The organism is Vibrio sp. 2130-1, from assembly GCF_033339515.1.
This window is the reverse complement of the sequence record NZ_JAWOUT010000019.1, coordinates 1-12,011: the sequence shown is the minus strand read 5'-3', so window position 1 is coordinate 12,011 and position 12,011 is coordinate 1. Positions and strand designations below refer to the sequence as shown.

Below are 12,011 nucleotides of genomic sequence, written 5' to 3'. Positions count from 1 at the left end.
AGCTAAAAAATCAATCGCCTAGTGTAGAATAATTAAGCACTACTACTGGAAAGCAAAAGGTGCACGGAAAATAAACAATAACTTCAATGAAAGGTGTGTCGGACTGCGCACACTTCAAATTTAGATTGCAGGTAGTGAGATGGCGAAAGAGGTAACTTTAGAGCACTTTGAGAAAGCTGCTAGAGAAATTGGCGCTCATGGAGATAATGACACCCTCCCCTTTGACTTGGATAACCGTTTTATTTCAGAGTGTCACAAAGGCGTTGCTGAGATTGCCTATGAGTTGTTTAAGGTATTGGATGAGTCAGGGAAAAACGAAGCCAGAAAAACAATCGATTCTCTGTCGATTTTTCATGAACGGTTGCTTGTACCTAGTGGGATGAGTGGGTTTCGTATTACGACGAAGATACACCCGTTTTGGAATGTTTATATAAATGGGCTTGCAATTGCTATTTCTGAAAAGTTAGCTCCTCAAAGATTTGATAGTGCGCACTCTTACCGACACTCCGATGAACAGAGTCGACTATTTTTACGTGAACACTCTTGGTACTCATACAAAGCAGCAACAATTGAAGAGTCTTTGTTGGCAGATAGCAAGTCAGTGGTGGTTCAAACGGATGTATCAGGCTTCTATGAGCATATTTACCACCACCGTTTGGAAAACTTGATTGGAGACTTATTCTCTGAACATTCCACCGTTTCCGCTCAGCTAGATAGAATACTCAATCAAATGAGTGCTGGAAGATCATTTGGCCTCCCAGTAGGTGGGCAGTGCTCCAGAGTATTAGCTGAAGTGCTTATGCACGCTATTGATGAGTTGCTGACTTCATCTGGTTTGATTTGGCATCGATATGTAGATGACTTCACCTTGATTGCCAAGAGTCAGTCAGATGCTTACAAAGCGTTATCAACTCTATCAAGATACTTGGCTGATTATGGATTGTCACTTAATCGAACTAAAACTACCTTTTTATCCTCACTGCATTACAAGAATTTCGTTACGGCTCAGCTTAGCTCTGATGATGAACAGGCTGGGAAGTTGAAGGAAATTGATTTGTACTTTGATCCGTATACCGATGATCCGCATGCAGAATATGAAGAGCTACAGAAAGCGGTCAATGAAATTGATGTTGTTAGCCTCCTACAGGCGGAAACCTTTAAAAGTCAGCCCGATTCATATCTCGTTGCCCAGATTAGTCGTACATTGGTGTTTCAAAGCCCATACGCAGCCGCTCAGTTATGTCAAACCTTGCTCAAGCCTAGTAACTTAAATGCTTTTAGAGGATCGTGGTCTAAGATTATGCGGGGAATATCAAAGATTAGAGCAGACAGTGAATTCTCCCAAATTCACTCTAGCATAGACAGTAGCTTGGACGGTGTTATACAGAGTTGTGAACACTTGTTGTTGCCTGAGGCTAACTGCCTGCACTTTATGAGAGCTATAAGATTTAAAGCAACCCCAACACGCTCTCAATTTGTGATGGGTATTTTCAATAGTTCTGAATTTGAAACAGTGAAGCGAGCAAGCGTTGATTGTTGGAGGCACTGGAAAAGTCGCTCACAGTTTTTAGCTGCAAGTAATCGTTACGATGTGAGCCATGGAGAGTTACAGAGAATGTTCTGGTTAGCTTCATATCAGTTTGGGGATGAAGGTAAACATTTTAGAGGGCGAGTTAAGAAGAAAATAGAAAATACTTGGTCTCTAGGTTTTGAAATTGAAGGTTCAAAAGCCTTCGCTGAGTTATATAAGGACTGGTCGGCTTCATGCGCTTTTTAAGACTCCCATTTACTGATCCTCGTACCCTGGCTAGAGACATTCCTGGTGTTTCTGAAATTTTATTCCCCGGCTTAGTTCCAGGTATGGTCGCAGGGCTAAATCAAACATGGATGGAGCTAGAAAGTATCGCTGCTGTTTCTGAAGTCGCATTGAGTAGGATGAGTTTAGCTCCTGCTATGCTATATGAGATAGCTAGCGTTAGGGCGGAGTTTTTGCTCGATGGAAGAGAGTTAATAGAGGAAGATTACTTGGCAATAGCATTAAAAAGACAGTCTCGTTTTTTTGACGCGCAGCTCCCTAGTCTGTTAACGGAGCAGGACAAAAGGTTAATTGAAAGTGTGGCTAGTAACCTAGCATCGGGATTGACCGAGTTAGCTAATGGTAAGGCGATAACCATTGCACCTAGCATAGCGGGATTAGAGTGGATTTCTTCTAGCTATGGAGATTTTTGCTTTGAAGGCTACTTGATAGAGGTTAAGTGCACCAATAAGAACTTTTCAGCGAGTGATTACAGGCAGGTTTTGCTTTACTGGCTTTTAAACTTTTCATTCTCACTGGGTAATCCTGACGTTGTGACTTGGAAACATGGCATTATTTTTAATCCAAGGAAGAACAAGTATGTGCAGGTGGATTTTGAAGAGCTGCACCGTTTAGTTGCTGGTGGAAGGAATATAATTGAGACGGTCGAGCTACTTCAAAATACAGTACTTTCTGCAAGAGCTAAACTAAATTAGCCACAAAAACTGCGGCAAGCTTCATCATACCATCATAACCTTAGTGTGAATTAGAGCCGATACATCCGACCTAGATAGCAAGTTATTCAATCAGTCGGTTATCATGCTTGAAAGGATGAAATGAAATGGGATATTAGCTTGTATATCAATAAAGTTTTTAATGTAGGTGATGCTTGGGATGCGTTGCGGGCAAACAACGCAATCGAGTTGTCAGAGTTACAAGTAGCTTTAGCTAACTTGGGGTATGTTGACTCTATTAAAGAGATGAAAGATGGGGTTTTAAGCAACCTGAACGAAATGGAGTGGCGGTGTCAAAAGCTTTTGGCAGGAGGCCGAGCAAGTTTCAAAGAGTTCAAAGCAGCGCCATCTAAGCCGAAGATGATCCAAATGGGAGCTTTGAAAGGTGAGGTTGCGATCGATATTGGAATGAATATGCCTACAAGCTTAGATAGTTGGGTAACATTTAGATCTAAATCTGTATCTTCTTTGGGCTTCATTCCGATCTTAATAATGCCCTTGGATGTTGGAGAGAACAGTTCTTTCCGGATGAGTTTCGACTATGTGGTTCAGCGAATACAGTACCTTGATATTGTTGAAGGAAATAGCTTTCTGGTTCTGGGTTGCTCTTATGATTACTCTGATATAGAGGTTATCGATTCAGACAAGGTAATTCGTAGAACTATCACATTTGAACCTCACCAGATACAAGCTGGCGTTGGGCTACTTTCTTACTTTAGTGAAGTGCTTAAACAGAAGTGTTCTGAAGCAAATAGCAAAGTTACCATTGAACAAGATGGTGAGAAAGTCAGACTTAGGATTAAGTCTGATACAGGTACTGAGCACAAGGTTGAAACTCTACTTAATGAGTATGGTGAAGTCCTCAATGGTACTCGTCATCCAGATCAGTTCATGACAGACCAGATTCAATTAATGGCTCTTCAAAATAAGCTAGATATGGCCGCTATGGAAGTGAAACATCAACAGGGTATTCTGGCGCTAACCAAGTCTAACTATGACCAGCGAATCTTTAGCCTGGAAGAGCAGGTTGCAGACCTTAAACACATGCTATCTGAGAGCATAACTTCATACCGGATTGCTCAAGAACAGGTGTCGATGCTGATAGATAAATATGGCCGTAATAGTGATGTTGAGTTGGAACTGTTAGGTTTAGCGAAGAAGCTCGATGAGCGTGCAGCGGATATTCAAAAAGAAGAATTAGAGCGCATAGTTAAACAGCTCCATATGGATAACCCAAAACTTGCAGTTGAGTTCCTATCTCTACTGAAGGGACCACTTGAGGGGACTGTAGGCAACATCATCTATTCTTGGCTGCCGCAGCTGGGCAGCATCATTGGAATGGCTATTCGTTAACAAGAAACAAAGTACCTTTTATCAGAGAATCTGTGCATGTTACCGCATAAGGGCTTCTAGTAGCTCTCTATACGTTGAGATGTTTGTGTGTTGACTTGTTATAACTTTCGTAATCTTCTTCAATGCTTTTCTACGTTTTGTAAACAATCATATTTATCACGGAACACTTCAATTTTTGATTTAAGCACCTCTCGCCACATGGCCGAGGGGGCACTGTGCTGATAATTTGCAACAGTTGAGGTTAAATGTGCGCAGAAACAACGTTTATCATCTTTAGATGGAATTTGTACGAATACTGAAGGTTCTGAGGTTGAGATGAGAGGATGCCCCTGTTGTAGAAACGAAGAGCAAAGGAATTTATGGTTTCGATTTGTGTCTTATGCCTATATACGCTTAAGTGCTAGTTTTGCTAATCTATTAAGCAATCTGGTGCATTTTTCAGGGGGGAGGGGTACTTCGATCTGAAAAGTGTTAATGGATTGCTTTTGATTTAAATATCAAGAGGTTATTTGGGTATGGCAATCTGGTATTCATTCTGAATATTGAACTTCAATGTAGTAAATATTAATGAATCAGACTACATCCCTATCGGGTGTCGGATAGAAGCTCAATGGTAATCAGTATATCAAATATGAGAACTACCTACATGAAGCACTTTTCAATCAAGGAAGCATGAGCATGGATCACACTCATATAGTCCAAGCTGGCGATCTAGACCGATTTGCTCCAACAAGAGAAAGTCAGTCAGTTATTCCGGAACTAATTTATTGGCTTGTGACCCAATCTTGTTCCAATCTCGTTTTATGTCGAATTCCGTATGGTGATGCCGTCAATCAACCAGGTTGGGATGGTATGGTTGAAGTTGAGGAAGGTTTTCTCGAATTTGTTCCAAGTGGTAAATCTTTTTGGGAGATAGGTACAAACTCTAATCCAAGAGCTAAGGCTACAGATGATTTTAAAAAACGAACAGAGGAAATTGATGATGTCGAACGTGCAAGCTCGTCTTTTGTTTTTGTAACTCCGCGATCATCAGGAGCTGGTGGATGGAGTGAGCCAGCACAAACTCAATGGTTGGAGACACGAAAAGATACAGGGTGGAAACTGATTCGCATAATAGACGGAGTTAAGCTTGCTGATTGGTTAAGAGAATATCCAGCTATTGGAAAATGGATGGCCAAGAAGCTGAACTTGACTGCCAATTTAGGAGGTATCGCGACTGCGATTGAACATTGGGAAAATGTAAACTCCGAGTGTGAGGATGGTGAAGCTCTCCCGCCTAAGCTATTTACTATAGGAAGAAATAGTGCATGTGAAGCGCTGCAGGCACTATTTGAAGGAAGGACACCGGTATTAATGCTTTTTGCGGAGAGTCCGAATGATGTAGCTGATTTCGTCTCAGCTTTTATTGCAGAATTAGAGCCGGAAGCATCAGCAGCATACAGTAATCGTTGTCTCTACATTAGTGATGAACAAGCTTGGCGTAGCATCGTTGAAACTCGTTCCCCACATGTTTTAGTTGCAGATCCCCGCCTTGGTTTAGAAACAGATGAAGGTGCTACTCTCCAAGCTTTAGCTCGTCGTAAAGGTCATGCTGTCGTTGTTCCTCTATGTGGTGCTTGGTCTGGTGATAATCCAGAAATTTTAAAGCTAAGAAGCCCTTCACAATCACAAATTGAATCGGTTCTAAAAGAATCTGGTTATACCGAAGGAAGAGCGACAGAACTTGCAAGAGTCGGTGGTGAGAGGCTTTCTGCACTTCGACGTTACTTAAGAGGATATGGGGCCTTACCACCATATGCAACCTGGGGCACTGCAACTCATCTGGCTCAGGCTGGGCTAGTTGGAAAATGGGACGGTTCTAATCCTTCAGATCGAGCTTTAATTGAGATGCTGCTGGGAAAAGATTACGGGGAGTGGATCGAAACTCTTAGGCCTGGCACACTTCGCTCGGACTCTCCCCTAGTTCAACATGATGAGAAGTGGAGATTTGTCGCGCGTGGTGAAGCCTGGGGGGCTCTAGGATCGCGAGTTACTGATGATGACCTAGAAAGGTTTGAAAAGACCGCCCTTTTTGTATTAGGAGAGGAAGATCCTAAGTTTGAACTTGCTAAGGAAGATCGGTTTGCTGCCAGTGTTCATGGAAAAGTCCTTACACATTCTTCCCTAGTTAGAAAGGGTATTGCCGAAACGCTAGCTTTAATTGGTTGTCGCCCTCAAGCATTGACTTCATGCTCCTTCGGAAAAGCGACTTCTACGGCTGTTATTGTTGTACGTGAGTTACTAAATAAAGCAGACTGGAAACGTTGGGCAAGTTTAGACTCTCTCATGCCACTTTTAGCAGAAGCTGCTCCTGACGAGTTCCTTGATGCATTAGATTCTGTCCTTATGGATCTGCGAGACACACCATTTCATAAAATTTTTAGTGAAGAGGGAAGTGGGGCCTTAGGTGGCGAGAATTATATGGTTGGCTTGCTCTGGGCGTTGGAAACATTGGCTTGGAGTCCGGAATATTTGTCTCGTGTATCAGTTATCTTGGCTGATATTGCTTCATTTGATACTGGCGGGCAATGGTCAAATCGTCCTTCTAATTCTTTAGCTGACATTTTTTTACCATGGCATGTACAGACTACGGCTACTTTTGATAAACGCAAAGCTGCTATTGAGTCTGTGATTAGGGAGCACCCTGTGGTTGGATGGCAGCTTATTCTTGCACTTTTGCCACACAACCATGGCTTTACAAGTGGGTGCCATCGCCCTGTCTGGCGTGAATTTATTCCTAGAGATTGGAAAGATGGCGTTTTAAAAAGTCAGTATTGGGAGCAGATTGATGCATTTACGGTTCTCGCTGTTAATTTAGCTAAAAGTGATTCAGAGAAGTTGTGTGAGTTAATAAAGAGGTTATCTGACTTACCAGAGCCTGCTCACGACAGTTTACTTGAACATTTGAATTCCGACTTAATTGTGTCCTTACCAGAAGTAGAGCGTCTACCTATTTGGGAGTGTGTTGATGAGCTAGTTCGGCACCACAGGAAGTTCGCTGATGCCGATTGGGCGTTACCTGAAAATACGGTTAACAAAATAGCGAATACAGCACAAATACTTGCTCCTACATTGCCTGAGCTAAAATATCGGCACCTTTTTAGTGGCAGAGATATTGACCTTTATGACGAAAAGGGAGATTTTGATGAGCAACAAAAGCGACTCGATTCATTACGCGAAAGAGCTATCATAGAGATTATAAATGATGACGATAGTGATGCCGTGTTTCACTTTGCTTCAAACGTTACTGTTCCCAATGAAGTTGGACGGGTACTAGGAACTGTTGCGTCAGATAATTTGGAGCTGTCGATTCTTCCTTCTTTTTTAGAACGTAACGATGATATATCTGCTCGACTTGTTGCTGGTTATGTTTGGTCTAGATACTGGAAATTTCAAATAGAGTGGGTTGATGAAATCCTTCAAAGAGCTTGGACTATTGAGCAAAAAGCTAAGTTTTTAACTCATCTTCCTTTTGAAGAGAATATATGGGAGAGGGTTTCATCGTTCTTAGATGAGCAAGAGTCACTGTATTGGAAAAATGTGGTTGTGAATCCATATGGTCCAGCTCGAGATTTGACTGTAGCGATTGAAAATTTGTTAAAATACGGGCGTGGAGGTTCGGCAGTAACGTGCGTTTCTAGAATGGCTGACCGAAGTTCTCAATTTAATGAATCCCTAGCGATACAAGCTTTGTTAGATGTTATTGAAAAAGGTAGTGGAATCTCGGAGCTGAATGCTCATCAAACTGTCGAGTTGATAACACATCTTCAAAAATCTAAAACCGCAGATCAGGATGCCTTGTTCAAAATCGAATGGAATTTCCTTCCATGGTTAGATCGTTTCTCATCCGGCTCACCAGTTACGTTAGAAAAGCGATTGGCGTCTGAACCAGGTTTCTTTGCGGAGGTTGTTGGGCTTGTTTATCGTTCGAAAAAGTCTCATCAAGAAGATAATGAACAATTCGATGAACATAAAAAAAGCTTAGCAAAAAATGCTTATAAACTTCTTACTGAATGGAAGCGTTGCCCTGGAACCCAAGAGGATGGGACGTTTATTACTGAATCATTTAATACTTGGTTTAGTGAAGTGCGTAAATTAACAGAAGAATCGGGACATGCAGAAGTTGCTCTGATTCAGGTTGGCCATGTATTAACCTGTGCTCCCCCAGACCCTGATGGTTTATGGATTCATAAAGCGGTTGCGACGGTCTTAAATTATCGTGATACAGGAGACATGCGCTCAGGCTTTACCAATCAACTTTTCAATGATCGTGGAGTTTATGGATTTACGCATGGGCAAGAGGAACGTAACCTAGCAAGAGGTTATAGGGATAAAGCGGAGGCCTTAGATGCGAACGGATACACGAGGTTTGCGGCTGAAATGAGAGAGTTTGCTGAGCGATATGAACGACAAGCTGAACAAGACGAAAAGCGTAATCCATATGAGTATTAATCTAAACTATGTCTTTTAGTATGAACTAACAAGAGGATGCCAAGCGCATCCTCTTTTTGTTTTAAAGTCTTAAGCTCTATCCGTACCCAGGGCCGTACCCAAAGGTATTTTTTTGATGTTATAGATCCTGATTTTCCCTTATTTTATACGCTCCAAAAGCACACCCGCTTCCATGTGGTGGGTATAAGGGAATTGGTCAAACAGAGCAAAACGCGTTACGTTGTGTGTTTCGCATAGAGTGTCCAAGTTCTCTTTTAGAGTCTCAGGGTTACAAGAGATGTACATGATGCGCTCGTAACCTTGCACCATTTTACAAGTATCGACATCCATCCCAGCACGTGGTGGGTCGACAAAAATCGTGTTGCAGTTGTAGCTCTTCAGATCTACACCTGCATCTTGTAGACGACGGAATTCACGCTTACCTTCGATCGCTTGAGTAAATTCCTCTGCCGATAGACGTAAGATTTGTACGTTATCAATCTTATTGGCGGCGATGTTGTACTGTGCAGATACCACAGATGGCTTCGCTAGCTCAGTTGCCAGTACGCGGTCGAAATTCTGTGCCAACGCCAGCGAGAAGTTACCGTTACCACAGTAAAGCTCTAGTAGGTCGCCAGTGCTTTCTAGGGTACAGTCGACCGCCCATTCCAGCATCTTCTCTGCGACTTTGCCGTTCGGCTGAGTGAAGCTGTTCTCCACTTGTTGGTAGATGTAGCTTTGACCATTTACATCGAGCTTCTCGATCACGTAGTCGCGGTCTAGGACAATCTTCATCTTACGAGCGCGACCAATGATGTTTAGGTTAAAGCCTTCATCATTTAAACGCTGTTTAAGGGCTTTCGCGTTTTCAATCCACTCTTCATCAAGTTGGCGATGGTAAAGGAGTGAAACCAGAATCTCACCGCTTAGCGTCGACAGGAAATCCACCTGGAACAGTTTACGACGTAGTGAGTCGTTGTCTTTCATCGCTTCAACCAATAGCGGCATCAGGTCGTTGATCAGACGGCTTGCTGCAGGGAATTGGTCAACACGGTACTTCTCACGAGTTTCTTGGTTGAACATGATGTAGTAAAGATCTTCGCCTTCATGCCAAACACGGAACTCAGCACGCATGCGGTAGTGCTGCTCTGGTGATTCAAACACTTCCAGTTCTGGCATGTTGTATGGCGCGAACATATCCGTGAGACGTTCGACTTTTTCAGCCAGTTGTTCTTGGTAGCGTTGTGGGTTTACATCAAGAGTAGCCATGATCTTACCTTTTATGGTGCATTCAATTTAAGAGCGCAGATTTTATTCAATCTCAATAGGATGTCCAGTTTTGTACTGGAATTGATTTAAAGATAGTGCGTACAGGCAGAGTAGAAAGCAAAATCAATCAAAACGTTACAACTTCTAAGGGCAATATTGGCTGGACAAATAATCAATAGCTGAATAATATTTGCCTCAAGTTGGTGCTATCTAGCAATCTAGATGGCTGAAATGGGAATCTGGTGTGAATCCAGAACTGACGCGCAGCGGTAAAAGAGAACGAACGCTCATCAGACACTGCATTAGTTTATGTGGGAAGTCGAGCAAGTAGGCGGTACACCCGTGCTCTTGAGTCCGAATACCTGCCAACAACTGAGCCACAGCACTGGACTGTCATGATGACAGGGCTCGGAAGGAATTACGCGATTTAGGACAATACAATGAGAAAATCCGCACTGGCGATCACTTTGGCATCGCTGCTTTCACCTGTCTCTTATCTACAGGCCCAAGAAACCTCCACTGACGAAACCATCGTTGTTACTGCAAACCGTTTTGAGCAAGCCGAAAGCCGTACGTTGGCAGATGTCGAAGTAGTTACTCGACAAGACATCGATCGCATTCAAGCGAAAACCCTACCAGATGTATTGCGTCGCCTTACGGGGATTCAAGTTTCACAAAATGGTGGTCGTGGTCAGTTAGCGTCTTTATTTGTTCGTGGAACCAGTTCCGACCAAGTTTTAGTACTGGTTGATGGCGTACGTTTTGCACGAGCAGCGAAGGGCGCTGTGGACTTTAACCAAATCCCACTTACTTACGTTCAACGTATTGAGTACGTACGTGGTGCGCGTGCGTCACTTTATGGCTCAGAAGCGATTGGTGGCGTGATCAATATCATCACCATTGCGCGTGCTGACGAAGAAGGAACGAAGTTAAGTGCGGGTTTAGGTAGTTTAGATTATCAAGAATTGAGTGTGGCATCTGGTATTAAAGTCACAGAGAGCGGCCAGCTAAATATCGCGCTTGGTAGTGAAAGTGATGATGGTTATAACGTTCGTCCTGTACCGGGAGTTAATGACGGTGATCGCCATGGCTTTGATACAAAGAATGGTCTGCTAGGTTACGTGCATAACTTCAATGACCAGTGGTCTGCATTTGGTAACCTACGTGCTTACGAAAATGTTTATCAATATGACAGCAGCTACGGCAGTCGCGGTTACTACGAAGCAGAAAAAGATGATCTTTCTGTCACTCTGGGCGGTAAGTATCAGTCTGATAATGTGATGTCAGAACTACAAGTAACGGCACAGAAACAGAAGTCTTGGAACTATGAGCAAGCAAAAGGCAAACACTCAGGTACTGAAGATGAACTTGAGCAGCAAAATGTCCAGTGGACCAACAGTTACTTGCTAAACAACAATACGACGTTGGCTGGTGGTATTGATTGGCGCAACGAGTCTTATAAAGACAAGAGTGCGAATAAAACGTTTGATCGTACCAATGGCGCTCTGTTTGGTATGGCAACCACCAGTATTGATAAAGCAATGCTTGAGGGCAGTGCTCGCCTTGATGATAACGAAGAATACGGTAGTGAGTTCACTTACAGCTTAGCGGCTGGTTACCAGTTTGTGCCAGAGTTTGGGGTTAAAGCTTCTTTTGGTACTGCGTTTAAGGCTCCAAACCTATATCAACAGTATGACCCAACATACGGTGAGAAAGATCTTAAGCCGGAAGAGTCAGATGCTTGGGAGCTAGCATTCAGCGGTGATGTCCAAGGCGTTTTTTGGTCCGTAACGGGTTATGACTATAAAATCACGAATCTTATCGATTACCATCCAACCACATACAAATATTTGAATGTCGATGGTGAAACACATATCCAAGGTGTGGAGCTTGTTGCTGAGTTTGATACAGGGATTGTGCAGCACCAGTTGAGTGCAGATTACAAAGATGCTGAAGACGATAAAGGGCATCAGTTGCAGCGCCGCGCTAAAGAAATGTATAAGTGGAATGCTTTAGTGAGCTTCGATAAAGTGGATTGGTCGGTTAGCTATCAGTACGTCGGTAAGCGTCCAGATGTGGATTACAGCACTTGGCCTTCACAAGATATCACGCTTTCTTCTTACTCGTTGGTTGATACGGCAGTGACTTACTATCCGAATAAGTCGACCTCTATTAGCGCTCGTATCGATAATCTACTTGATGAAGAGTATGAGATGGCAAAAGGTTACCCTGCTGCAGAGCGAGCGTACTATCTCAACGTTGGCTACGAATTCTAATCGTGAATGAACACAAACCGCCTTCGGGCGGTTTTTAATTTTCAGCCCTAAACCACCTACTTCAGTAGGTGGTTATCATCCGTTTCGGCTTTGCCTGTAAAACTACTCATGCTA

General features: G+C 43.0%; 6 protein-coding genes and 1 riboswitch. Of the genes, 5 read left to right on the top strand and 1 reads right to left on the bottom strand.

Translation table 11 applies throughout. The annotated features are described in order from the left end of the window. The first annotated feature begins 139 nt into the window (after positions 1 to 139). The 4 genes from R7Q09_RS21075 (at position 140) to R7Q09_RS21060 (ending at position 8,373) form a co-directional block, all read left to right on the top strand. Positions 140 to 1,777 (top strand): RNA-directed DNA polymerase, encoded by a 1,638-nt coding sequence (locus R7Q09_RS21075; RefSeq protein WP_318071185.1) that lies wholly within the window; start codon positions 140 to 142, stop codon positions 1,775 to 1,777. Beyond that, on the top strand, positions 1,765 to 2,511 hold the full coding sequence (locus R7Q09_RS21070; RefSeq protein WP_140132241.1) for a hypothetical protein: 747 nt from the start codon (positions 1,765 to 1,767) through the stop codon (positions 2,509 to 2,511). Before R7Q09_RS21075 ends, R7Q09_RS21070 begins: the two co-directional genes overlap by 13 nt. A 120-nt stretch (positions 2,512 to 2,631) precedes the next feature. Then, positions 2,632 to 3,882 carry a hypothetical protein gene (locus R7Q09_RS21065; RefSeq protein ID WP_318071186.1) on the top strand — a complete coding sequence of 417 codons (1,251 nt, stop codon included), beginning with the start codon at positions 2,632 to 2,634 and terminating at the stop codon, positions 3,880 to 3,882. 678 nt (positions 3,883 to 4,560) lie between these two features. Next, positions 4,561 to 8,373, top strand: coding sequence for a hypothetical protein (locus tag R7Q09_RS21060; protein WP_318071187.1), 3,813 nt, complete (start codon positions 4,561 to 4,563; stop codon positions 8,371 to 8,373). Between the two features lie 138 nt (positions 8,374 to 8,511). On the opposite strand, the gene trmA is transcribed toward R7Q09_RS21060, so the two are convergent. Beyond that, positions 8,512 to 9,621, bottom strand: a complete 1,110-nt coding sequence (gene trmA / locus R7Q09_RS21055; protein ID WP_318071188.1) for a tRNA (uridine(54)-C5)-methyltransferase TrmA — start codon at positions 9,619 to 9,621, stop codon at positions 8,512 to 8,514. A gap of 184 nt (positions 9,622 to 9,805) precedes the next feature. After that, positions 9,806 to 10,006: riboswitch (cobalamin riboswitch) on the top strand. A 55-nt stretch (positions 10,007 to 10,061) separates the two neighbouring features. On the opposite strand from trmA, the gene btuB reads away from it, so the two are divergent. After that, a complete protein-coding gene (gene btuB / locus R7Q09_RS21050; RefSeq protein WP_318071189.1) occupies positions 10,062 to 11,897 on the top strand; it encodes a TonB-dependent vitamin B12 receptor in 1,836 nt (611 codons plus the stop codon). Positions 11,898 to 12,011: the final 114 nt, after the last annotated feature.

What these genes read in the sequence shown, in the direction of transcription:
- R7Q09_RS21070 (WP_140132241.1), top strand. Translation starts at nt 1,765, where the DNA reads ATGCGCTTTTTAAGACTCCCATTTACTGATCCTCGTACCCTGGCTAGA.
- R7Q09_RS21065 (WP_318071186.1), top strand. Translation starts at nt 2,632, where the DNA reads ATGAAATGGGATATTAGCTTGTATATCAATAAAGTTTTTAATGTAGGT.
- R7Q09_RS21075 (WP_318071185.1), top strand. Translation starts at nt 140, where the DNA reads ATGGCGAAAGAGGTAACTTTAGAGCACTTTGAGAAAGCTGCTAGAGAA.
- btuB (WP_318071189.1), top strand. Translation starts at nt 10,062, where the DNA reads ATGAGAAAATCCGCACTGGCGATCACTTTGGCATCGCTGCTTTCACCT.
- R7Q09_RS21060 (WP_318071187.1), top strand. Translation starts at nt 4,561, where the DNA reads ATGGATCACACTCATATAGTCCAAGCTGGCGATCTAGACCGATTTGCT.
- trmA (WP_318071188.1), bottom strand. Translation starts at nt 9,621, where the DNA reads ATGGCTACTCTTGATGTAAACCCACAACGCTACCAAGAACAACTGGCT.